We start from the raw sequence: 23919 nt of genomic DNA, 5'->3' as shown, positions 1-23919 counted from the left end.
GTCGTTCGCCGCCCCGTCAGCCGCCCTCGGCCGGTCAGGAGACCAGCTGGTAACCGGCCTCATCCACGGCCGCCTGGACCTCGGCGACCGGCAGCGGCCGCTCGCTGGTCACCGTGACCCGGCCCGAGGCCAGGTCCACGTCCACCGCGGAGACGCCGTCGAGCGCGCCGACCTCCTCGGTCACCGACGCGACGCAGTGCCCGCAGGTCATGCCGCTGACGGTGTAGTCGGTGACGATGCTCTTGTCCGTGTTGGTGCTCATTGCTTTGCTCCACTCCTCTTTCACGAACGAACCAGCCGGGCGATGGCGTCGGCGGCCTCTTTCACCTTCGCGTCGGCGGTGTCCCCGCCCTCGGCCACGGCAGCCGCGACGCAGTGCGCGAGATGCTCCTCGAGCAGGCCGATCGCCACCGACTGCAAAGCCTTCGTAGCCGCGGAGACCTGGGTGAGGATGTCAATGCAGTAGCTGTCCTCTTCGACCATCCGCTGCAAGCCGCGGACCTGGCCTTCTATCCGGCGCAGCCGCTTCAAGTAATCCTGCTTGTGCGCGGTGTACCCGTGTCCCTCCATGACTCCAGCATACCCCTGTGGGGTATCTTCGCATACCCCTCCCCGGTATCTGATGCTTCCGGCGCGTCCCTGGAATGCCGGGCTTGACTCGCTCTGCAAAGCTGTACGGGTGACCGCACCTGTCACCACCAGGCATCTGATCGTCCTGCGACACGCGAAGGCCGCCTGGCCGGATGTCGAGGACCGGCAACGGCCGCTCGCCGAGCGCGGGCGGCGTGACGCCCCCGCCGCGGGTCGCTGGCTGCGCGAAACCGGGCAGCGGCTCGACGGCTTCGCCATCGACCGGGTCGTGTGCTCCCCCGCCCGGCGCACCCGCGAGACCTGGGACCTGGTCGCCGAGGAACTGGACGACCCACCGGCGCCGATCTTCGACGGCAGGGTGTACGCCGCGACGACGTCCACGCTGTACACCGTGCTGCGCGAGACACCGGCGCGCGTCCGCGGGCTGGTGCTCGTCGGCCACAACCCCGGCATGCAACACCTCGCGGTGACACTCGCCGACGAGGACTCCGGCGCGCCGCTGAGTCGCGCCCGCGAGAAGTACCCGACCTCGGGCATCGCGTTGTTCAGCCTGCGCGGCGAGTGGGCGGACCTGGTACCGGGCGCCGCACTGCTTACCGAGTTCGCGATCCCACGCGGAGACGACACCGACCACGGCGACTGACGAGCGCCTCCGCCTTATGGCGCCCGCGTTAGGGTGACCGCGTGAGCGAGTCCTCGACGCAGACCACCACCCGGATCACCGATACCCCGCGCCTCGAACTCAACGGCCAGGCGGTCACGGGCATGGAGCTTTATCCCGCGCTCGGCGGCTACGGGCACTTCACCGCGATGCAGGTGCGCGGCGGCAGAGTGCGCGGCCTGGACTTCCACCTGGCGCGCCTGGACGCGGCGACCAAGGAGCTGTTCGGCGCCGGATTGAGCGGCGAACGGGTCCTCGAACACCTGCGGCACGCGCTCGCGGACGGCATCCAGGACGCCTCGGTACGGATCAACGTGTTCAGTCCGGACGGCTCCGTCGAGCCCGCACCGGGTGTCGATCCCGACATCAGTGTCCTGGTGACAGTGCGGCCGCCGCACGAGATGCCGGCCGGGCCGCTGAGCCTGTCCTCCGTGCCCTATCAGCGACCGTTCGCGCACATCAAGCACGTCGGCGGCTTTGCGCAGGGCCATTACATCAAGCTGGTCGAACGCCGCGGCTTCGACGAGCCCTTACTCGTCGGCGAGGGCGGCTTGGTCGCCGAGGGCGCGATCACGAACATCGGGTTCATCGAGGACGACGCGGTCATCTGGCCGCAGGCACCCATGCTCCTGGGCATCGGCATGCAGGTCTTGCAGCGGGAACTCGCGGCGGCCGGCGTACCGCAACGGCATCGTCGCGTGCGGCTGGACGATCTGGCCTCCTTCGACGGCGCATTCGTGACGAACTCCCGAGGAGTCGCGACCGTCCGCCGCGTCGACGAACTCGACATTCCGCTCCAGGCTCCGCTGCTGTCCCGCCTGCTCGACCTCTACGCCCACGCGCCCTGGGACGCCATCTGACGGCTCCCGTCCGATAGCGAAGCGACGCTGCATATCGCTCCCGCGCTTCCGCAAGACTCCTTGGCAAGTTACGCTATATCGCGAGTTGCCGAAGGCGTACGGAGGGAGTCTGCGGTGTCCGAGGAAGTCGATCTACGGGTTTCCGACCGGGAGCGCGAGGAGATGGTCACCCGACTCCAAGTCGCTTTCGCCGAGGGGCGTCTCGACGACGAGGAGTTCGACACGCGGGTGCGTAGCGCGCTGGCCGCCAAGACGCGTAGCCAGCTTGATGCGATCGCCACTGACTTGCCGGCCGAGTCGGTACGCACGTCGGCACTCGTCCCGGCCACCTCCCTCACTCCAGCGACCTCCCTCACCCCGGCCAGCACGCACAAGCCCGGAAAGCTCTCGCTCGCGTACAAGACGTCGCTTCGGCGGGGAGGCCGGTGGCGCGTGCCGGCGAAGTTCACGGCCGTCTCGTACAAGGGCGGCGGCACTGTCATCGACCTGCGCGCCGCCGAGCTGACCAGCGCCGTGACCACGATCCGCGCCGTCGCTTACAAGTGCCGAGTGCAGGTCCTCGTCCCACCTGGAATGCGCGTCGAGTTCTCGGGCATCGGCGTGACCAACGCCGAAGACGCCGCGTCCGACGCCTGGCCCGCCGACGGGCCGGCCGTCCACGTGCGCGGCATCGCCTACAAGGGCCTGGTCGAGATCCGCACGATGCCGGCGAGCGCGAACTAGCTGGCGCACCGGTCCAGTGCGGATGTGACGAAATTCCGGTGAACAGCGTGTCCGTTTGGTGAACGGACCATCGGCCACTGCGCTACAATGCGATCTTCTCGCAGGTCAGAGCGCAGGAAGCCGGACCAAACCGCGCGCTTCGGGCGTCCGCCCAAAAGTCCCGCACTGTATACCTGGCGTTCACCTTGCCCGGTTCATCGATTCACCTCACGTCCCTACGTTCGCAGACGTCAGCACGAAACAGGCTCATGACGGCCGGAGAGCCGCCCCCTCGGGGAGACGGATCCGGCTTCGAACGGAAGGGACTTCCCCGTGAAGCTCCAGCGGTACGTCGCCGTCGCGGGCGCCGGCCTCATCGCCACCGCCACGCTCGCCGCGTGTGGTTCCAACAACAACAGCCCGGCGGCGAGCAGCTCCTCCGCGGGTGGCGGCGCGAGCAGCTCGGCCTCGGCCTCCGGCGGCATCTCCTGCGGCAGCGGCACCCTGACCCTGGCCGGGTCCAGCGCCCAGAAGAACGCGATCGACAAGTTCACCAAGGACTACCAGGCCGCCTGCTCGGGCGCGACGATCAACTACAACCCGAGCGGCTCCGGCGCGGGCGTCACCTCCTTCGAGCAGAAGCAGGTCGACTTCGCCGGCTCCGACTTCCCGCTCTCCGGCACCGACGTGGCCAAGGCCAACGCGCGCTGCACCGGCGGCAAGGCCGTCGACCTGCCGATGGTCCCCGGCGCCATCGCGGTCATGTACAACGTCTCGGGTGTGACCGCCCCGCTGAACCTGTCGGCGCAGACCCTGGCGAAGATCTTCAACGGCAAGATCACCACCTGGAACGACCCGGCGATCGCCAAGGACAACTCCGGCGTGACGCTGCCGAGCACGAAGATCACCACCTTCCACCGCTCGGACAAGTCCGGCACCTCGTACAACTTCTCGAACTACCTGAACGGGACCGACGCGGCCGACTTCCCGGCGAAGGCCAACAAGCAGTGGCCGGGCACCGGCGGCCAGGGTGAGAACGGCTCCTCCGGCGTCGCCCAGGCCGTGAAGAGCACCTCCGGCGGCATCGGCTACGCCGAGCTCTCCTACGCCAGCGCGAACAACCTGCAGACCGCCAAGGTCGGCAACGCGCAGGGCCAGTTCGTCGAGGCGACCACCGCCAACGCGTCCGCGTTCATCGGCAAGGCCAAGGTGAACCAGAGCGGCAACGACATCCAGCTGGCGTTCGACTACACCTACTCGGACCCGAACGCCTACCCGGCCGTCCTGGTCACCTACGAGATCGCCTGCGACAAGGGCAACGACCCGGCGCAGCTGCCGCTGATCAAGGGCTTCCTGAGCTACATGGCCAGCGCCACGGCGCAGGCCGAGCTGCCGACGGCCGGTTACGTCAACCTGCCGAGCAACATCCAGGGCCTGGTCGCGACCGCGGTCGGCAACCTGGGCTAATCGCCCACCGCGCAACCGGCGTCCGGCTCGTACGGACCCCGCCCGAAGGATCCTGAGGCTGTCGCCGCGACCTGCATGCCGCGGCGGCAGCCGAGGCCCTTCCGGCCCCGCACCCGACGCCGGACCGCACCGCACCCTCACCTACCCGACCGCACCTACGCCCGCACTGCACTGTCAGGAGAACGATGAGCGGCGAGCCGCCGGCCGTGACCGACTCCGGCCCCTCACATTTGAGCGATGAACGGCTCGGCGAGGCCGAGTACGCCCCGGCCGGCCCCCCTTCCGAGCCGCGTCGTTCGCGGCGTGGTCCGGGCGCCGGGCTGACCGGCCATTCGCGCCGCGGCGACAGCCTGTTCGCGGGCGGGGCGCGGGGCAGCGCCTGGTTCCTGCTGGTGCTGATGGGCGCGATCGTGGCGTTCCTGATCACCCAGGCGATCCACGCGATCAGCGCCGACTCGGTCAACTTCCTGACCGCCTTCGAGTGGAACCCGGACGACGACCCCTCGGTGTGGGGCGTGGCCCTGGTGGCCTGGGGCACCCTGATCACCTCGCTGTTCGCGCTGGTGATCGGCGCCCCCATCGCGGTGGGCGCGGCGCTGTTCATCTCCCAGTACGCCCCGCGGCGCCTGGCGCAGGCGCTGGGCTACGTGGTCGACCTTTTGGCCGCGGTGCCCTCGGTGGTCTACGGCCTGTGGGGCATCATCTTCCTGGTCCCGCACATGGGCGGGGTCTCCCAGGTCGTCTCCGACGTACTCGGCTGGATCCCGATCTTCCACTACGACGGCGCGCCGGCGCCGCGCTCGGTGTTCGCGGCCGGCGTGGTGCTGGCCATCATGATCCTGCCGATCGTGGCGGCGATCTCCCGCGAGGTGTTCCTGCAGACCCCGCGCGAGAACATCGAGGCCGCCTACGCGCTGGGCGCGACCAAGTGGGAGATGATCCGCCTCGCCGTGCTGCCCTACGGCCGCTCCGGGGTGATCAGCGCGATCGTGCTCGGCTTCGGCCGCGCGCTGGGCGAGACCATCGCGGTGGCCATGGTGCTCTCGCAGACCGGCACCTTCTTCACCCGGTTCCTCGAGCCGGGCGGCAACACCATCGCGGCGAACATCGCGGTGCAGTTCAAGAACGCCTTCGACATCGGGCGCGGCGCGCTGATCGCCTCCGGCCTCGTGCTGTTCGTGATGACCCTGCTGGTGAACTACCTGGCCCGGTGGATCGCCCAGCGCGGCGTCATCAAGGAGGATTCCGGCGCCACTCCGACCGTGGCGCAGGCCCCCGAGGTCGCGGTCGCGGCGGCCGGCGGCGAGGCGAGCCCGGTGGAGAACTTCCGGCGCAGCACGTTCCACCGCACGATCGACCCGAACGACGCGCACCAGGACCTCGGCTTCTCGGCCACCGCGCTCAGCTCGGTGGCTGCCGGACGCCGCCTGGCGAACCTGTTCGCCAGCAGCTCGGTCGCGATCGCCTTCCTGCTCGCGGTGCTGCCGCTGGCCTCGATCCTGGTGCTGGTGATCAGCAACGGGGCCAAGTCCTTCAACGGCGCCTTCCTCTACCACTCGATGCGCAACATCGCCGAGTCCGACCCCGGCGGCGGCGCGTACCACGCGATCCTGGGCACTCTGGAGCAGGCCGGCCTGGCCGCGCTGATCGCGGTCCCGATCGGCGTGATGGTCGCGATCTACCTGGTGGAGTACGGCCGCGGCGCGCTGGCCAAGGCGGTGACCTTCATCGTGGACGTGATGATGGGCCTGCCCTCGATCGTGGCCGGTCTGTTCATCCTGTCGCTGTGGATCCTGGCCTTCGGGTTCAAGAGCTCCGGGTTCGCCGGCTCGCTGGCGCTGATGATCCTGATGCTGCCGCTGGTGATCCGCTCCAGCGAGGAGATGCTCAAGCTGGTGCCGCACTCGCTGCGGGAGGCCTCCTACGCGCTCGGGGTGCCCAAGTGGCGCACCGTGCTGCGGGTCGTGGTGCCCACCGCGCTGCCCGGCATCGTCACCGGCATCATGCTCGGTATCGCCCGTATCATGGGTGAGACCGCGCCGGTGCTGCTGGTGGTCGGCTTCACCTCCTCGATCAACCAGAACCCGTTCAGCGGCGCGCAGGGCTCCCTGCCGGCGTTCATCTTCAACGAGGCCACCCAGCCCTACCAGCCCGCGATCGACCGGGCCTGGGCCGGAGCGCTGACGCTGATCCTGATCATCATGATCCTCAACCTGGCCGCCCGGCTGCTGGCCTGGTGGAAGAAGCCGGGACGCGTCTGATGACCACGCGCTCGCACACCCAGACCGGCCTCGCCCGCCACGACGCGTACGTCGCGGTGAGCCCGCAGACCCTCGGCCGGCTACGGCTGTTGACGGTCGGCCCGGTCGAGCTGAACCTCGACGGCATGGCGGTACGGGTCGCCGGGCGCAGCGTGCACATGGCACCGAAGGAGTTCGAGCTGCTGGCCGTGCTGATGGAGAACGCCGGCCGGCTGCTCACCCGCAGGCAACTGCTGGACGCGGTCTGGGGCGAGGGCTACCCGGACCGCAACAAGACGCTCGACGTGCACATCCGGCGGCTGCGCCGGCACCTGGAGATCGACCCGGACGCCTACGCGAGGATGCGCACCGTGCGCGGCCTCGGCTATGTGTTCGACATCGGCGACTAGCGGACTGACAACCGGAACGAGAAGGAAGAAACTCACGATGGCAAAGCGGATCGATGTCTCCGGGATGTCCGCGTACTACGGCGGCTTCAAGGCGATCGACGAGATCAGCCTCACGGTCGAGCCCCGCACGGTGACCGCGTTCATCGGCCCGTCCGGCTGCGGCAAGTCCACCGTGCTGCGCACGCTCAACCGCATGCACGAGGTGATCCCGGGCGCGCGGGTCGAGGGCAAGGTGCTGCTCGACGACGTGGACCTCTACGGCCCCTCCATCGACCCGGTCGCGGTGCGCCGCACCGTCGGCATGGTCTTCCAGCGGCCCAACCCCTTCCCCACCATGTCGATCTACGACAACGTGGCCGCCGGGCTGCGCCTGAACGGCCTCAAGAGCAAGGGCGACCTGAACGACCTGGTCGAGCACTCGCTGCGCGGCGCGAACCTGTGGGAAGAGGTCAAGGACAGGCTCGGCAAGCCGGGCGCGGGCCTGTCCGGCGGACAGCAGCAGCGCCTGTGCATCGCCCGCGCCATCGCGGTCTCGCCCGACGTGCTGCTGATGGACGAGCCCTGCTCGGCGCTGGACCCGATCTCCACGCTCGCCATCGAGGACCTGATCGCACAGCTCAAGTCCGAGTACACGATCGTGATCGTCACGCACAACATGCAGCAGGCGGCGCGCGTCTCGGACCGCACGGCCTTCTTCAACATCGCCGGCACCGGCCAGCCCGGCAAGCTGATCGAGATCGACGACACCGCCCGGATCTTCGCCAACCCGGCCCAGCGGGCCACCGAGGACTACATCACCGGCCGCTTCGGGTGAGTCCGCAGTTCGATCGCCTACACGGATCGAACGACAGTACCGGTACAGTGTCTGCGTGACCGGGAGTGGCGCGGCGAGGGCCGAGGAAGCGAACGCCACGCCACCCGTGGCCGTTTCCGACGCGGTATCCCATGCGAACCTCGCGTCCCATGCGAACCCCGCGTCCGATTCGAAGTCCGCGCCGTCATATCCCGCCAGCGCGTACACACTCACCGACGTGGTCGCGCGACTGCGTCGGGTGCTGCGCGCGAGCATCCGGGCCGACTACCCGTGGGAGTCGCTGCCCATGGCGCAGGTCGAACTGCTCCAGTCGCTCGCCGACGCGGCTCCGGCGCGGGTCGGCGACCTGGCTACCAGGCTGCGGCTCGCCCCCTCCACCGTCAGCGGCCTGATCAGCCAGATGATGACCGCCGGCCTGGTGGAGCGCGGCACCGATCCGGCCGACCGGCGGGTCGCGGTGGTGGAGCTGAGCGAGCACGGCCGCCGCCAGTTGGCCGACTGGCACGCCGCGCACCGCGAGCGGATCGCCGCCGCGCTCGGCGAACTCGGGCCGCAGGAACAGGCCGCGATCGACGCCGCGCTGCCGGCCCTCTCGCTGTTGGTGGACCGGCTCGCCGAGCAGCGTCGCGAGGCTCCCAGCAGCCGATAACCGGTTGCGGGCCTGCTTAGGCTCCATCGTGTGACTGATACCGCCGCGCTGCTCGCCGCGTACGACGAGAACACCCGTGCCGTCATCCACGAACCCCGTCCCGCGGGGATCAGCTACGAGTGGGACGGCGCGCTGCTGCGCACGGTCGGCATGCATCGGGGCTTTGTCGAGACGCCGCGGGATCCGGGAGTGCGCGGCGCCGAACTCGACGCCCTGATCGCCCGCCAGCGCGACTACTTCGCGGCCCGGGGCGAGGCCGTGGAATGGAAGACGCGCGGGCACGACCTGCCGGCGGACCTGACCGAACGGCTGCTGGCCGCCGGGTTCGAGCCGGAGGACCGGGAGACCGTGGTGATCGGCGAGGCCGCCGACCTCGCGTTCGAGCCGGTCATGCCGGAGGGCGTGACGTTGCGTCAGGTCACCGAGGGCGAGGGACTGAGCGACGATCTGCGCCGGATCGCGCAGATGCACGGCCGCGTGTGGGGCGCGGATCACAGCTACCTCGTGGACGACCTGGCCGGCCGGATCGCCACCGGGGGCGAGGATTTCGCGGTGTTCGTCGCCGAGGCGCAGACCCCGTCCGGCCCCGAGGTGGTCTGCGCGGCGTGGCTGGCGCTGCGGGAAGGCGAGGGCTTTGCAGGGCTTTGGGGTGGCTCGACGCTCGCCGAGTGGCGTGGGCGCGGTATCTACAAGGCGATGGTGGCCCGCCGCGCGCAGCTGGCGGCGGCGCGCGGAGTGAAGTACCTCCAAGTGGACGCCTCCGAGAACAGCAGGCCGATTCTGCAGCGGCTCGGCCTGCACGCGGTGACCACGACGACTCCCTACGTGTGGACGCCAGAGCACTGATAGGCCGGTCGTCTCGACCGTGAAGCGCGCGCCCGTGGGCTACGTGCCGTAATCTCCCGCGCACAGAAGGGATCTGACGCCGCCTCAGTTCGCGGCTACCGACGGTGAGGCAGGCGACACATCTGCGCCCAATATGCGACATAGAGCCACCAAACCATGGCACATAGCGAGCGATTGGGTGGCGACAAGTAGCGAATTTCACAAACTTGCCCGAAGAGGGTGACACGGCGCGGGGCGACCTCGTAGGGTCGAGCGCGTGCGCAGGCTAGCGCTGTCGAAGACGGCACCCGCGCACCCGCCGAGTCCACGTGTGGCACGGCGGACCGCGTGCCCCCACGGCAGCCTTCGAGGCGTTCGAGGCCTTCGAGCTACCGGGCCGGCCTGCTCGCGGTCCGGCGCGCCGTGGAGCCGGGGACCCACCTTCGTCGTACGACGGCGTCCCTGGGGTGAATCGGTGCGCAGTGCCGTGTTGCCGCCGCGAGTATCGCCGCTGCAGCCGCGCACCGCGCCGTAGGGCGACAAGACTCCCCCCGCCCGAACCCGTCAGCTAACCCGGTAGGCGGCCGGAGGAGAGGCACGACACGACCCCTATGGGCGCACATCTAGAACCCACGGCACCAGCATCGGCTTCGGCTCCGATAGCCGTCACCGCGGCCGTCTCCGTGACGAGTCCGGCCACCGGCCCGAACGCACCCTCGTGCCGGGCCGAGCGCGAGCGCATACGCGAAACTCGCTGACCAACCCCGGCGACAGCCTGCGCTGACGATCGGTTCGGCCGGTCCTGACCGTGGCTGTCGACGTCTCAGGGCTCGGGCGCGACTCACTGAGTCGGCAAAACGCCGCAACAACATCCCGGCCGCTTGGCTTTCGCGCGCCCGTAATCAACCTGACTCCCCGTCACCCGCCTCGGCACTGCGCTGCCGCGGCGGATTTCCCCTGGCTGTCTCGCGCCGCCCTGCCGGCCTGACCGCCGCCCTTTGAAGGACAAGTTTGTGAAGAAAGCCGCTCTACTCTCCGTTCCCTTTGCCTTGGCCGTCGCGCTGCTTGGCTTCTTCCTCAGCTGGAACGCCTCCGCAGCGCCGAGCGTGCAGAGCCTCTGGTCCACCAGCACCGTCCCGGCCCACGCGGACGCGTCGGACCCCAACAGCGTCAATGTCGGCCTGAGGTTCCATTCCTCGGTGCCGGGCCAGATCCTCGGTATCCGCTTCTACAAGGGCCCCGGCAACACCGGAACCCACGTCGGATCGCTGTGGACGTCCGCGGGCAAGCAGCTGGGGAACGTCACCTTCTCGAACGAGACGACGACGGGTTGGCAGGTCGCGCACTTCGCGACGCCGATCAACATCGCGGCGTTCACCACGTATGACGCGTCCTACCTCGCTCCGCGCGGTCACTATGCCTACGACTACAACTACTTCGGCGCCGCTCGGCAGAGCGGAAACCTGGTGGCGGAGCAGGCGACTTCGCTGTCTGGCAACGGCGTCTACACGTACTCCGGCGCGACGGCCTTCCCGGCTACCAGCTCGAAGAGCCTGACCAACTACTGGGTCGACGTGCTGTTCCAGCCCTCGACCACGACGGCTTCCTCTCCGGTGCCGACCTCGACCTCGGCCTCAAGCAGCCCGTCGCCGTCGCAGAGCCAAACCGCCTCGACCGCGCCTTCGGCGACCTCCTCGCCTTCCTCCGTCGCTAGCTCGACGCCCGCCTCGGTCACCACCACGGCCGCATCGACCAGCGGCTACGTCCAGCCCGGCACCGTGGGCTACCTGGGCAGCACCTCAGCCCTGACGGTCTACGAGCCCGGCGGTGCGGCTCCGAGCGGTTGTTCCTGGCAGTCCTACGGCCTTCGGTGCGACCAGACGGACCTGACCCTCGACCACGTGTGGATCAAGGGCAGCTTCTACTGGACGGGCACCGGCAATCTGACGATCTCTCAGTCGATCGTCCAGGGCGGAACCGGTACCTCCTGGTACGCGATCCTCGGGCACCCTTCGACCTCCGGGGCGATCAACTCGACGATCAAGGTGACCGACTCGACCGTGGGCTGGCTGCCCGGAAAGACGATGCCCGCCGGCGAGGACGTGGCGCCGATCTGGACCGCTTATGGCAACCAGGCGCAGATCGCCATCCGCGACGACCTGTCCGGCATGTCGCAGGGCATTGACCCCACCGCCAACTCGGTCATCCAGGACAACTGGATCCACGGCCTGGTGCAGAACGGCACCGCGAGCAGCCCGACGCACCTGGACGGCATCTTCAGCCAGGGCGGCGGCAACATCAAGATCGAGGGCAACTACGTGGACGTTCCCGTCCGCAGCGACACCACGGCCGCGATCTTCATCCAGGACCGCGGATCCACGGACACCGGCATCTCGATCATCGGCAACTACCTCAACGGCGGCGCGTTCAACCTGCGCAACCAGACCGGCATCAACGTCGCCGTCGAAAACAACACGTTCGCGAACAGCGTGTGGGGAGCGGTCGGCGACCTCTCCGGGTACCCCGGCACCTACGGAACCTGGACGGGCAACGTCACCCTCAATCAAGCAGCTGTCGTCAAGCCGTAGCTGAACCTAAGGCTGCACTGAACCCGAATCCCTCTGCGGATTCCCGATTCCCATGGACCTTGGAGGCCGGCGCGTTCCCACGCCGGCCTCCAGGGTCAGCGGATGTTCAGTCTCGGCGCGCCGATCGCGCCAACGTCCGGTCCCTGCACCGAAGCAGCGCTCAGGAAACCCGCGACCGGAAGCGTGGCCGCCCCGCGGGCCACGGCGTCCGGACCCAGCTGGCACAGGCTCAGATCCACCGTCGCGAACGCGTGCCGAAGCGCGTACTCACCGGCGATCTCCCGCACCCGGGGCAGCAGGCGCGCCCCGAGCAGCAGCCCGGCCCACCCGCCCAGAGCGATCCGCTCCGGGTTGAACAGGTTGATCAGGTTCGCGACGCCGACGCCCAAGTACACGGCGGTCTCCTCGAGCACGGCGCGCGCCGCCTCGTCGCCGCGTTCATCGGCCGCCAGGATCGCCGCCAGCGCGCTCTCCTCGCTTTCCGGCTGCGGTCGAGCGCCCTCTGACGTCGCATCAGCCGCCGCCTCGCGATACCGCTCTATCACCGCCTCGGCGCCCACGTACGCCTCCAGGCAGCCGCGCGCCCCGCACCGGCACGCCCGCCCGCCGACCTGGACCGTCGTGTGGCCCCACTCCCCCGCGCTGCGTCCCGTGCCGCGATACGGAGATCCGTCGGTGACGACGCAGGCGCCGACTCCGGACCCGATCAGCGCGATGACCGCGTCCCGGGCGCCCGCTCCGGCTCCGAACCACATCTCCGCTTGGCCGAGGGTGTTCGCGCCGTTGTCGATGAAGAGCGGCATGTCGGCGCGCACGCTTCCGGCCTCGCGCAGCAGCCGCTCGAGCGGAACCGCGTCCCAGCCGATCGTCTGGCCGTGCACCACCACGCCGTCCCGGCCGCTGTTCTCCCCGCCGCGCTCGACGACACCGGGGACCCCGACCCCGACACCGGCCACGCTCGCCTGATCGATCCCGCTCTCCTTGAGCACGCCGCGCAGCCCGGCGTCGATGCGTTCGACCACCGCTGTCACATCGCCGCAGCCGCCCGGCAGCGGATACTCGGCGCGCGCCAGCACGGCGAGGTCCAGCGTGAAGAGCTCGACCAGGACCCGGGTCTCCCCGACGTCCACGCCGATGGCGTGCCAGCGTGAGCCGTCGACCTGTAGCAGGATGCGGGGCCGGCCGCCGTCCGATCCGACCGAGCCGACCTCGGCGACCAGGCCGTCGTTGATCAGGTCGCCGATGACGTTGCTGACCGAGGCGGCGCTCAGCGTGGTGGTGTCGATCAGGTCCTGGCGGCTGAGCGGGCCGTCGAAGTAGAGGCGCCGCAACAGCAGCGACCGGTTCGACCGCCGTAGGTCGCGCACGGTCCGCATGACGCGCTCGCCCATCCGTTCCTTCCCGCCTTTCTCCAGCATCCCTGCACAGGCTGCCGCATCCCTTGACGAAAGTATGGCGTACGAGTTAAATCACAGCGCGAATTAAGGGCGGCGCCCGGTCATCGCGACGCCGTTCGATCACAACTTCACCCACCGACACCCGCACCTGCGGGCCGCCTGGCGCAGCGGCCGGAAGGCGAGAGCTCATGGCCCCACCGAACCTACCGCTCGGCCGCGCTGCCGGGCTGCGCACCCTGATCATCGCCGGCGCCGCCGGCACGCTCGCGGCCGGCGGACTGCTGCTGGCCACCCCGGCGCATGCCGCCGGCGAGACCGTCAACATCTGGCTGACCACGACCAACGACTCCGGCGGCCGCAACGTCACGCGCGGCCTCCAGCAGCAGTCCCCGATCTCGTTCGGCTCCGGAAACGCCAGCGGAGCGGTCACCGTCACGGTCAACGAGAACACCAAGTACCAGCAGTTCGTCGGCGCCGGCGCGTCGATGACCGACACCGCCGGCTACCTGCTCGGCAGCAGCGGCGCGCTGACCTCCGCCACGCGCAGCGCCGTGATGACGAAGCTGTTCGACCCGAACAACGGCATCGGCCTGGACTTCCTGCGCAACCCGATGGGCGCCTCCGACCTGGCCCGCTACAACTATTCGTACGATGACATGCCAGCCGGTCAGACCGACTCGAACCTGAACAACTTCTCCATCAGCCACGACCTGACGGACATCCTGCCGCTGACGAAGCAGGCCGAGCAGCTGAACCCGAACCTCAAGCTGATGATGGTGCCGTGGAGCGCCCCGGCCTGGATGAAGTCGGATGACAACTTCACCAGCCACAGCTACCTGCAGTCGCAGTACTACGCGGCCTACGCGCAGTACTTCGTCAAGACCATCCAGGCGTATCAGGCCCAGGGCGTGCACGTGGACTACGTGTCCGCGCAGAACGAGCCGGGCTGCTGCGACGGCTCGACGTACCCGACCATGAACTGGAACGGCAACGGCCTGGACTACTTCACCGCCACCGACCTGCTCCCCGCGCTTCACCAGGCCGGCATCACCGGCACCAAGGACCTGGCACTGGACTGGAACTGGAGCAATTACGGCAGCTACGCGCAGCAGGAGGTCGACGACGCGACCGTCCGCAACGACTCGCTGTTCGGCGGGGTCGCCTGGCACGGCTACGACGAAGGCAGCGCCGGCGAACAGACCACGGTGCACAATCAGTATCCGAACATCGGTCAGTTCGACACCGAGCACTCAGGCGGCACCTGGATCTCCAACCAGCAGAACGAGGATATGAACAACATCATCGACTACACCCGCAACTGGGGTCAGTCGGTGGTCAAGTGGAGCCTGGCGGTGGACCAGAACATGGGTCCGCACAACGGCGGCTGCGGAACGTGCACCGGCCTGATCACGGTCCACAACGGCGACAGCCTCAGCGGGCAGGTCGACTACACGGTCGAGTACTACGACATGGGTCAGCTCACGAAGTTCGTGAAGCCCGGCGCGTACCGGATCGACTCCACGGCCAGCTCGACGGTGCCCAACGTGGCGTGGATCAACCCGGACGGCTCGAAGGCGCTGGTCGCGTACAACGGGAGCGGCAGCACCCAGCAGCTGGTGGTCAACTGGGGCAACGAGTCCTTCAGCTACTCGCTGCCGAGCGCGACCTCCGCGACGTTCACGTGGAGCGGCACGCAGGGCAGCGGCAACGGTGGTGGCGGGGGCGGCGGTACCGGCCCCGGCTCGGTGACGGGATATCAGGGGCTTTGCCTGGATGTGCGCAGCGCGAACAACGCGGACGGCACCCCGGTCCAGGTCTACACCTGCAACGGGACCAGCGCGCAGTCGTGGACGCTGACTTCCGGCAACCAGCTGCAGTCGCTGGGTAAGTGCCTTGATGTCTCCGGTGGCGGGACAGCCAACGGAACGCTCGTGCAGCTCTACACGTGCAATGGCACCGGAGCGCAGGTCTGGCAGCATCAGTCGAATGGCGAGTACGTGAACCCGCAATCCGGCAAGTGTCTCGACGACACCGGCTGGGGCGGGTCGGGTACGCAGGTGCAAATCTGGTCCTGCGCCGGCGGTGCCAACCAACAGTGGAGCCTGCCGTAAGGACCCTGATCCGCGCACAATCTTGATGGCGCAGTAAGCGCAGAGCGATTACTGCGCCATCCCGAACGGCACCAAGCGCACCGCGAGTACAAGCCGCGCGCAACACAAGCCGTACACGCACGAGGCGCGCACACACGAGACGCGCCGCCTGGCCGAAGCCAACCCAACCTCGGCCCAGCCCGGCGGCGCGCCCCACACGCCCACTCGAGGCACCGAAGAATCAGGGCTCGATGGTAACCGAACGTGCCCGCGGGCCACCTGAATAGCCTATTGTCGCCCCTCATGGCGTTGACAAGACTGCGTGCTGTCCACCCGCCAACGACCCTTGCGGTGTTGGCGAGGTTTCGTCGGCACTCTGCCGGCAGGGTGCCGCATTCCCCTCAGGAGGCGCCATGTTCGTGCGCACTGTCTATGCGGTGGGCGATCCGCAGAAGATCGACGCGGCCATCGAAGCGCTCAAGGACGAGGGCCGCATGTTGCTGGCCGCGCAACCCGGCTACCGAGGCATGGGGCTATTCGCGGACCGGGAGCTCGGCAAGCTCTCCATCGGCACGTGGTGGGACAGCGAGAAGGCCAGGCAGGACAGCGACGACGCGCTGCGGACCCGGCGCGCGGAGATCCTGCACGCATTCGCCACGGCGATGACGATCGACAACTGGGAGGTGATCGCCGCCCAGCGGCCGGAACAGCTGCCCTCCGGTGCATGCATGCGGATGAGCCGCATGGAGTTCGACCCGATGGACGCCGACCTGGCGGCCGAGACCATGCGCGGCATGGTCATGGACCGGTTGAAGGCGATCCCCGGGGTGATCGGCGTGGCGATGTTCATGAACCGCTCGGCGGGCCGCTCCTCGATCGGTGTGATCTACCAGGACCGCACTGCCCTCGCGCAGTCGCGCGGCCCGGTGGCCCAACTGCGCGACGAGGCGGTCGGCAAGGCGCACTCGACGGTCCGCAGCGTCGAGGAGTTCGAGGTGATCGTCACGGAGTCCATCAGCGACAGCTGATTCGGCGTAGTCGATCGGCCGCAGCTGACCGTCACGAATACGGTCGGCGACAGCTGACCGCCCCGGAGTCGGTCGGCGACAGCTGACCGTCACGAAGTCAATCGGCAAGAGCTGATTCGGCTGGCGGGCCGCCAGAACCCCAACACATTCGGCTGCGGCCTCCTCGAATTCGAGGAGGCCGCAGCCGATCCGTGCGCCGCCCCGGCTCGGCGCCGGAGTCGGATTCGCTTCTGTCAGCGGACGTCTGTCAGCGAACGTCCGCGACCGCGAGTCCGCTCTTGTCAGTCGACCTCCGCCACGGCCTGCGCGAACTGTGCCGCGTAGAGCCGCGCGTACGCGCCGTCTATGGCCAGCAATTCGTCGTGGGTGCCGTGCTCAACGATCTGGCCCGCCTCCATAACGAGGATCAGGTCGGCGTCACGGATAGTGGAGAGGCGGTGCGCGATGACGAAGCTGGTGCGGCCCGCGCGCAGCTTGTTCATCGCTCGCTGGATCAGCACCTCGGTGCGGGTGTCGACCGAGCTGGTCGCCTCGTCGAGGATCAGGATCGCCGGCTCGGCGAGGAAGGCCCGCGCGATCGTGATCAGCTGCTTCTCGCCCGCGCTGACGTTGCCGCCCTCGTCGTCGAGGACCGTGTCGTAGCCGTCCGGCAGGGTCCTGACGAAGCGGTCCACGTGCGTCGCCTTTGCCGCATCGATGATCCGCTCCATCGACGGGTCGTCCGCGCCGTAGGCGATGTTCTCCGCGATCGTGCCGCCGAACAGCCAGGCGTCCTGCAGGACCATGCCGGTCTTCGAGCGCAGGTCCTCCCGCGAGACCTCCGCGATGTCGATCCCGTCGAGGGTGATCCTGCCGCCGGTCACCTCGTAGAACCGCATCAGTAGGTTGACCAGCGTGGTCTTGCCCGCTCCGGTCGGGCCGACGATGGCGACCGTGTGGCCGGGCTCGACGCTCAGCGACAGGTCCTCGATCAGCGGCTTGTCCGGCTCGTAGCGGAACGAGACGTGCTCGAAGCTCACCCGGCCGGTCACCTGCGCGGGCAGGCGCAGCGCGGTCGGCTCCGGGCTCTGCTCCTCGGCGTCGAGCAGCGCGAAGATCCGCTCGGCCGAGGCCACCCCGGACTGCATCAGGTTCGCCATGCTGGCCACCTGGGTCAGTGGCTGGGTGAACTGGCGCGAGTATTGGATGAACGCCTGCACGTCGCCGATCGACAGCGCCCCGGAGGCCACGCGCAGCGCGCCGACCACCGCGACCAGCACGTAGTTGATGTTCCCGATGAAGAACATCGCAGGCTGGATCAACCCGGAGACGAACTGCGCGCGGTAGCTGGACTGGAACAGTTCCTCATTGTGCTCGCGGAAGCGCTCCTCGGCCTCGGCGCGACGGCCGAAGACCTTGACCAGCGAGTGCCCGGTGTACATCTCCTCGATGTGGCCGTTGAGCTTGCCGGTGGTCGCCCACTGCTTGATGAACTGCGGCTGCGCCCGCTTGCCGAGCCGGGCCGCGATGAACACCGAGATCGGCACCGTGACCAGCGCGATCAGCGCGAGCAGCCAGGAGATCGAGAACATCATGCTCAGCACGCCCACGATGGTCAGCAGCGAGATGATCACCTGGCTGAGCGTCTGCTGCATGCTCTGCGCGATGTTGTCGATGTCGTTGGTGACCCGGCTGAGCACCTCGCCGCGCGGCTGGCGGTCGAAGTAGCTCAGCGGCAGCCGGGCCAGCTTCGCCTCGGCCTGCTCACGCAGCCGGTAGATCGCGCGCTGCACGATCGTGGTGGTCAGCCGGCCCTGCAACCACATCAGCAGCGAGGCCCCGACGTAGATCAGCGCGACGACGCCGAGCACCTGCCCCACGTGCGTGAAGTCGATGCCCCTGCCAGGGGTCAGGCTCAGCGAGTTGATCAGGTCGGCCAGGTTGTTCTGGCCCTCCGCGCGCAGCCGGGCGACCGTCTGCGCCTGGGTGACGCCGGGCGGAATCTGCTTGCTGATGACGCCCGCGAAGATCAGGTCGGTCGCGTGGCCGAGCACCTTCGGGCCGAGCACGCTGAGCCCGACCGAGAAAACCCCGATCAGCAGGCCGAGCACGATCAGCGCCCGTTCGGGCCGCATGGTGCGCAGCAGGCGCAGGCTCGAGTTCTTGAAGTCGAGCGACTTCTCGGTGGACCGGCCGCCCATGAACGCCGCGGGTCCGCCGCGGAATCCGCCGGGAGCGGGGCCGGGGCCGCGCTTAGGTACGGCGCGTTCGCCGGTGCCCGCGGCCGCGCCGGAGCCGTTGGCGCCGCCGGAACCGTTGGCGCCGATTGAGCCGTTGACTGGCCCCGGCGCGCCGGAGGCGGTCACCGGACGAGCGTCGGTGATGCCGGAACTCTCGGAACCCGCTGGCGCACTTGAGCCGTTGGCCGAAGCCGAACCCACCGTGTCGCCGGGCCCGCCCGGACTGCCCGGACCTCCAGGGCCGGTCCCGTTCCCGCCGCCCCCGGAGGCGCGGCGCTCATTCTCGCCGCCTCCTGCGGTGTTCCCCGCTTGGCCGCTCACGCCGCCGCCTCCTGCTCGGTCAGCTGGGAGAGCACGATCTCCCGGTACGTTCCGTCCACGTCCTGCATCAATTCCTGGTGGGTGCCGACGCCGACCACGCGGCCGTCGTCGAGCACGATGATCCGGTCCGCGTGCCGGATGGTGTTGACCCGCTGCGCCACGATCACCACGGTCGCGTCCGCGGTCTCCCGGGCCAGCGCTCTGCGCAGCGCCGCGTCCGTGGCGTAGTCGAGCGCTGAGAACGAGTCGTCGAACAGGTAGATGTCCGGGCGGCGCACCAGCGCGCGGGCGATCGCGAGGCGCTGGCGCTGGCCGCCGGATACGTTCGTACCGCCCTGAGCGATCGGCGCGTCCAGGCCCTCCGGCATCGCCTCGACGAAGTCCCGGGCCTGTGCGACCTCCAGCGCGTGCCAGAGCTCTTCGTCGGTCGCCTCCGGCTTTCCGTAGCGCAGGTTCGAGGCCACCGTTCCGCTGAACAAGTACGGCTTCTGCGGTACGAGCGCGACCGCCTCCGACAGCGCGGTGGCGTCCAGATCCCGAACGTCGATCCCGTCGACGCGGACCGTGCCCCCGGTCGCGTCGAACAGCCGCGGGATGAGGTTGAGCAGTGTCGTCTTCCCGCTTCCGGTACCGCCGATGACCGCGGTGATCTCGCCGGGCCTGGCCGCCAGGTCGATGCCCTTGAGCACCGGTTCCTCGGCACCCGGGTAGCGGAACTCGACATCGCGCAGTTCCAGATAGCCGCGCCGGTCGCCGATCGGGACCGGGCTGCCGGCCAGCACCACGCTGCTGTCGGTACCCAAGACTTCGTTGATGCGCTCCGCGGAGACCTCGGCGCGCGGCACCATCATGAACATGAAGGTGGCCATCATCACCGACATGAGGATCTGCATCAGGTAGCTGAGGAACGCGGTCAGCGCGCCGATCTGCATGCCGCCGCTGGCGATCCGGTGTCCGCCGAACCACATCACGGCCACGCTGGAGAGGTTCATCACCAGCATCACGGTCGGGAACATCATCGACATCAGCCGGCCGACGCCGAGCGAGACGTCGCGCAGCTCGGTGTTGGCTCCGTCGAAGCGGTTGCGCTCGGCGGTGTCGCGGACGAAGGCGCGCACCACGCGGATGCCGCTGATCTGCTCGCGCAGGATGCGGTTCACGCTGTCGATCCGGGTCTGCATGGACCGGAACAGCGGCCGCATCCGGGAGATGATCAGTGAGACTGCGATGGCCAGCACCGGGACGATGACCAGCAACAACGCGGACAGCGGGACGTCCTGATTCAGCGCCATGATGATCCCGCCGACACACATGATCGGCGCGGTGACCATCAGCGTGAACGACATCAGCGTGAGCATCTGGACCTGCTGCACGTCGTTGGTGGTGCGGGTGATCAGCGACGGCGCGCCGAACCTGCCCACCTCGCGGGCGGAGAAGTCCTGCACCCGGGTGAACACGGCGGCGCGCAGGTCGCGGCCGACGGCCATCGAGGTGCGGGCGCTGAAATACACCGCGCCGATCGAGCAGCAGATCTGGCCGAGGGAGATGGCGAGCATGACGCCACCCGCGGTCATGATGTAGCCGGTGTCCCCCTTGACCACGCCGTTGTCGATGATGTCGGCGTTCAAGGTGGGCAGGTAGAGCGTCGCGATCGTCGACGCGAGCTGAAGCACGACGATCAGCGCCAGTGGCCTTCCGTACGGGCGCAGGAAGGCGCGCAGAATTTTGATCAGCACGCGGACACTCTCAGTTCGTGGCGGGCACGGCGGCGGCCGCTCCCGGTGGGATGGTCAGGCTGCTCGGCCACTCATGGTGGCCTGCTCCGCTGACGCGCCGCTGACAGGACTGACAGCGTTCGGCTCAGGTCCCGAGGCGGGGTCGGCGGGGGAAGTCTCGACGGGAGCAGCACGCTCCGAGGCAGAAGCCTGCGGCGGAGTGGACAGCACGCGCAACTGATTAAGCGCGTCGGACAGCAGGAGGTGGTACGGCGGCGACTGCTCGTTGCGCAGCCACTGCTGGAGGGCGGCGCGCAGAGCGCCGAACACTGCCGCGGCGGCGACCTGGGGCAACAGGTGCCCCGGTTCCGTTCCGGTGCGTTCGGCGATCGCCTCGATCAGGGGCGACTCGGTCTCGGCGACGGTGCGCAGAAACTCTGCGCGCAATGATGGATTGCAATGGATCATCAGGAACTCGGCGCGGTTCGGTTCGCGCGGGTTCTCGCTCACCGTGTTGATGATCGCGTCGAGCAGGGCCTCCTCGGCCGGTCGGGCACGCACTGCGGCGGCGAGCCGCTGCATGTGACCGACGCGGGCGGCGCAGATCGCCGCCTCCCGGCTGGGGAAGTAGTTGTTGAAGGTGCGCGGCGACACACCCGCGGCCTCGGCGATGTCCTCGACACGAAGGTTGTCGAAGCCGCGTTCGAGTGCCAGCCGCATGGCGGCGGCCGTCAGCGCCTCTCGGGTCGCCAGCTTCTTGCGCTCGCGCAACCCCGGTTTCGCATCCCCGTGCCACCGTGGCGACTCGGCTTCGGGCCGATCCGGCGGACCGACGCCCGAGCCCCCCTCTTGTTCGTTCATGTATTCGACGATATCCAAAACTTGCGTGTCGCGCAATAATTCCTGCCGCGCAAGTTCAGCGCGAGCTTGCCGAGCCAGCCCGACGAGTGGCGGCGAGCACCGCCGGAATGACCGCGACCAGCAGCAGGATGAGCAAGAGCGGCAGGTGGCGGCGCATGTGACGTGCCATCAACGGCAACAGTGCACGAGACTTCTCGGTGGCGGCAGGGGCAGACGCGGGCGGAGGAATCGGGGCGATGGCAGCGGAGGGGGTCGTGGCGGGTGGGGAGGCGGAGAAGGGCTCGACGCGACCGACTGGGATGGCGGGGAGAACGGTCAGTGGGGAGATGTGGGGGGTGGAAGCCGGGGAGGTCGGGCTGGCCGGAGTGGGTGCGGTGCGGCTTGGCGAGGCGCTCGGAGACGAGGGTGGTGTGCTCAGCATGGGCAGAGGGCTGGCGACGCAGGCGAAACTTCCGCCGCCGCCTCGGCCACCACTTCCAATATCGAAACTGCCTGCACGACCTGTACTGCGTGCACTGTCTGCACTGCGGAGCTGATTCTCGGCCAGCAGCGTGGCTTCAGCGGCTCCGGACGCGACAAACACCGCACGAAGCGTGCCCGAATATTCGGTCCCGGCAGCAGCCGGGCCGGCCGCGAGGATCCCCGGGATGATGCTCGCCGCGCAGGTTGCTCCCGCCCTGACCACGAAGCTTTTGCTCACGGTCACTTCAACCGGGGGGACACGCGCGAGGGGACTGAACCCGCCGCCGACTTCACCCGTTCGGGTCAGTGACAGGGGACTCACCAGAGGTCGACACTCGCTCCCTCACGCATCCAGGTTGAGCTGAATCATCCGATATGTCAGTCTCAGAATCACATCGCACTGTGCTGTGTCTCGATGACCCAGGAGGGCCGGCCGTGCAGGTCGCGCAGCCGACAGAGGGCCCGGTGCTCAGCCACGACCGGGCGCGCGAGCTGGTCAACGGTTTGCTGGCCGGCGGGATCGGCGCGGCGGCGCTGCTGCCGTCCGTCCTCGACGACTACCGGGTCACGCGCGCCATCCTCGACGGCTCGGGGGCCGGGATCGGCGTCCTCGATCCGAACCTGCGCTACCTCTATGTCAACGAGGCGCTAGCCACGCTCAACGGCGTTCCGGCCGCCGAACACCTCGGCAAGCGTGTGCCCGAAGTGCTGCCCGACCTGGACTACGAGCCGATGGAGAAGGTGCTGCGGCACGTGCTGGCCAGCGGCCGGCCGCAGTTCGCCACCGCCACCGGCCGCACTCCCGCCGATCCGGCCGGCGAGACCCGCTGGTGGATCAACGCCTACCACCGGCTCGAGGATTCGGCGGGCGCCGTGCTCGGCCTGGTCGCCGTCGTCATCGAGGTGACCGAGACCTACCGGGTGCGACAACTGCTCGACACGGCCCGCACCCGCCTCGCGCTGCTCGACGAGGCGGCCACCCGGATCGGCACCACCCTCGACGTCGAGCACACCTGCAAGGAGCTGGCCAGGCTGTTCGTGCCCAGGCTGGCCGACATCGCAGCGGTCGACGTGCTCGACGTGGACGGCGCTCCGGGAGTGCTGCCCGCCCGCGGCGCGCTGCGGCTGCGCAGGGTCGCGATGACCACGACGCCCCGGCTCGGAAAGGCGGCGAAGTACTTCGGCGCGGCCGGGACCGTGATCGCGCCGCAGGCCTCGTCCGCGGTCGCACGCTGTCTTACCGAGCAACGCCCGGTGATCTCCAACGTGCCGAGCGATACCGAGCTGGCGGCTGACGCGCCTGATGCAGACCGCGTCGCGTTGTACCGCAAGCTCGACATGCATTCCGCCATCTGCGTACCGCTAACCGCACGCCGCGACCTGGTCGGTGCGGTGATCCTCATCCGCGCCGGCGAGTCATCAGAGTTCTCGCAGGAAGACGTGGACTTGGTCTCCGATCTGGCCCGCCGCGCGGCAACCAGCATCAACCACGCCAAGCGTTACGCCCACGAACACCAGACCGCGCTGGTCATGCAGCAAGCCCTGCTCGCCCGGCCGCGTACCCCGCACCCGGATGTGCAGTGCGCCAGCCGCTATCTACCGACCGGTGCGGACATCGAGATCGGCGGCGACTGGTACGACACCGTCGCGCTTCCCGATGGGAAAACGCTGCTGGTCGTCGGCGACGTCATGGGCCACGGATTCGAGGCGGCGGCCGCGATGAGCGAGTTCCGCTCGCTGCTGCGCACCCTGGCCCTGCAGAGCGACGCGCCCGAGCGCATCCTGACCGAGGCAGAGCGGATAGCCGACGCGCTCTCCTTCGACCGGGCCGCGACCTGCGTCGTCGCCGTCGTCGATCCGGCGCGGCGCACGTGCAGCTTCGCGAACGCCGGGCATATGCCGCCGCTGCTGATCCAGCCGGACGGAAGCAGCAGGCTGGTCGAGTTGCCGGTCGATCCGCCGCTCGGCGTCGGCACCGTTCTCGGCGGACGCACCGACTACCGCTGCTCGACCATCGAC

19 protein-coding genes, 1 pseudogene and 1 riboswitch are annotated in these 23919 nt (G+C 68.9%); of the genes and pseudogenes, 14 read left to right on the top strand and 6 right to left on the bottom strand.

Going from position 1 to position 23919, the window contains the following annotated elements:
• Nucleotides 1–34: 34 nt before the first annotated feature.
• Both VFB40_RS03765 and VFB40_RS03760 read right to left on the bottom strand, forming a co-directional pair.
• On the bottom strand, nucleotides 35–262 hold the full coding sequence (locus VFB40_RS03765; RefSeq protein ID WP_324847852.1) for a heavy-metal-associated domain-containing protein: 228 nt from the start codon (nucleotides 260–262) through the stop codon (nucleotides 35–37).
• Between the two features lie 20 nt (nucleotides 263–282).
• The gene (locus tag VFB40_RS03760; protein WP_324847851.1) at nucleotides 283–570 is read right to left on the bottom strand and encodes a metal-sensitive transcriptional regulator; all 288 of its coding nucleotides are present in this window, start codon (nucleotides 568–570) and stop codon (nucleotides 283–285) included.
• 109 nt (nucleotides 571–679) lie between these two features.
• On the opposite strand from VFB40_RS03760, the gene VFB40_RS03755 reads away from it, so the two are divergent.
• From VFB40_RS03755 to VFB40_RS03710, 11 genes and pseudogenes are all read left to right on the top strand, one after another.
• A complete protein-coding gene (locus VFB40_RS03755) occupies nucleotides 680–1234 on the top strand; it encodes a SixA phosphatase family protein (RefSeq protein WP_324847850.1) in 555 nt (184 codons plus the stop codon).
• 41 nt (nucleotides 1235–1275) lie between these two features.
• Nucleotides 1276–2112 (top strand): aminotransferase class IV family protein, encoded by an 837-nt coding sequence (locus VFB40_RS03750; RefSeq protein ID WP_324847849.1) that lies wholly within the window; start codon nucleotides 1276–1278, stop codon nucleotides 2110–2112.
• 114 nt (nucleotides 2113–2226) lie between these two features.
• A complete protein-coding gene (locus tag VFB40_RS03745) occupies nucleotides 2227–2835 on the top strand; it encodes a DUF1707 SHOCT-like domain-containing protein (protein WP_324847848.1) in 609 nt (202 codons plus the stop codon).
• A gap of 312 nt (nucleotides 2836–3147) precedes the next feature.
• Complete coding sequence (gene pstS, locus VFB40_RS03740) at nucleotides 3148–4281, top strand: phosphate ABC transporter substrate-binding protein PstS (protein ID WP_324847847.1); 1134 nt, start codon at nucleotides 3148–3150, stop codon at nucleotides 4279–4281.
• 230 nt (nucleotides 4282–4511) lie between these two features.
• Nucleotides 4512–5534, top strand: a pseudogene (gene pstC / locus VFB40_RS28750) (phosphate ABC transporter permease subunit PstC); the annotation flags it as partial.
• A gap of 9 nt (nucleotides 5535–5543) precedes the next feature.
• Nucleotides 5544–6542 carry a phosphate ABC transporter permease PstA gene (pstA, locus tag VFB40_RS28745; protein WP_414642025.1) on the top strand — a complete coding sequence of 333 codons (999 nt, stop codon included), beginning with the start codon at nucleotides 5544–5546 and terminating at the stop codon, nucleotides 6540–6542.
• Complete coding sequence (locus tag VFB40_RS03730; protein ID WP_324847845.1) at nucleotides 6542–6931, top strand: winged helix-turn-helix domain-containing protein; 390 nt, start codon at nucleotides 6542–6544, stop codon at nucleotides 6929–6931. Before pstA ends, VFB40_RS03730 begins: the two co-directional genes overlap by 1 nt.
• Nucleotides 6932–6968: 37 nt before the next feature.
• Nucleotides 6969–7745, top strand: coding sequence for a phosphate ABC transporter ATP-binding protein PstB (pstB, locus tag VFB40_RS03725; RefSeq protein ID WP_324847844.1), 777 nt, complete (start codon nucleotides 6969–6971; stop codon nucleotides 7743–7745).
• A gap of 55 nt (nucleotides 7746–7800) precedes the next feature.
• The gene (locus tag VFB40_RS03720; protein WP_324847843.1) at nucleotides 7801–8394 is read left to right on the top strand and encodes a MarR family winged helix-turn-helix transcriptional regulator; all 594 of its coding nucleotides are present in this window, start codon (nucleotides 7801–7803) and stop codon (nucleotides 8392–8394) included.
• A gap of 30 nt (nucleotides 8395–8424) precedes the next feature.
• Entirely contained in the window at nucleotides 8425–9240 is an 816-nt protein-coding gene (locus VFB40_RS03715; RefSeq protein ID WP_324847842.1) for a GNAT family N-acetyltransferase, read from the top strand.
• A gap of 388 nt (nucleotides 9241–9628) precedes the next feature.
• Nucleotides 9629–9817, top strand: a riboswitch (cyclic di-AMP (ydaO/yuaA leader).
• A 415-nt stretch (nucleotides 9818–10232) separates the two neighbouring features.
• Complete coding sequence (locus VFB40_RS03710) at nucleotides 10233–11807, top strand: DUF4082 domain-containing protein (RefSeq protein ID WP_324847841.1); 1575 nt, start codon at nucleotides 10233–10235, stop codon at nucleotides 11805–11807.
• A 95-nt stretch (nucleotides 11808–11902) separates the two neighbouring features.
• Here VFB40_RS03710 and VFB40_RS03705 read toward each other — a convergent pair whose 3' ends face one another.
• Entirely contained in the window at nucleotides 11903–13198 is a 1296-nt protein-coding gene (locus VFB40_RS03705; protein WP_324847840.1) for an ROK family transcriptional regulator, read from the bottom strand.
• 194 nt (nucleotides 13199–13392) lie between these two features.
• Here VFB40_RS03705 and VFB40_RS03700 point away from each other — a divergent pair, with 194 nt between their 5' ends.
• A complete protein-coding gene (locus VFB40_RS03700) occupies nucleotides 13393–15315 on the top strand; it encodes a ricin-type beta-trefoil lectin domain protein (protein ID WP_324847839.1) in 1923 nt (640 codons plus the stop codon).
• A 392-nt stretch (nucleotides 15316–15707) separates the two neighbouring features.
• Nucleotides 15708–16322 (top strand): hypothetical protein, encoded by a 615-nt coding sequence (locus tag VFB40_RS03695; protein ID WP_324847838.1) that lies wholly within the window; start codon nucleotides 15708–15710, stop codon nucleotides 16320–16322.
• A 281-nt stretch (nucleotides 16323–16603) separates the two neighbouring features.
• Here the strand turns inward: VFB40_RS03695 and VFB40_RS03690 are convergent, their stop codons facing one another.
• The 3 genes from VFB40_RS03690 to VFB40_RS03680 form a co-directional block, all read right to left on the bottom strand.
• Nucleotides 16604–18502, bottom strand: a complete 1899-nt coding sequence (locus VFB40_RS03690) for an ABC transporter ATP-binding protein (protein WP_414642024.1) — start codon at nucleotides 18500–18502, stop codon at nucleotides 16604–16606.
• 356 nt (nucleotides 18503–18858) lie between these two features.
• Nucleotides 18859–20598: an ABC transporter ATP-binding protein gene (locus VFB40_RS03685; protein ID WP_324847836.1), complete on the bottom strand. Its 1740-nt coding sequence runs from the start codon at nucleotides 20596–20598 to the stop codon at nucleotides 18859–18861.
• Between the two features lie 54 nt (nucleotides 20599–20652).
• Nucleotides 20653–21456, bottom strand: a complete 804-nt coding sequence (locus VFB40_RS03680; RefSeq protein ID WP_324847835.1) for an acyl-CoA-like ligand-binding transcription factor — start codon at nucleotides 21454–21456, stop codon at nucleotides 20653–20655.
• Between the two features lie 879 nt (nucleotides 21457–22335).
• On the opposite strand from VFB40_RS03680, the gene VFB40_RS03675 reads away from it, so the two are divergent.
• A partial coding sequence (locus VFB40_RS03675) for a SpoIIE family protein phosphatase (RefSeq protein ID WP_324847834.1) occupies nucleotides 22336–23919 on the top strand: 1584 nt, incomplete at its 3' end.

The organism is Actinocrinis sp., assembly GCF_035650855.1.
Classification (GTDB): domain Bacteria; phylum Actinomycetota; class Actinomycetes; order Streptomycetales; family Catenulisporaceae; genus Actinocrinis.
Note: the sequence above shows the minus strand (reverse complement) of the source record. Positions and strands in the feature narration are given on the sequence as shown.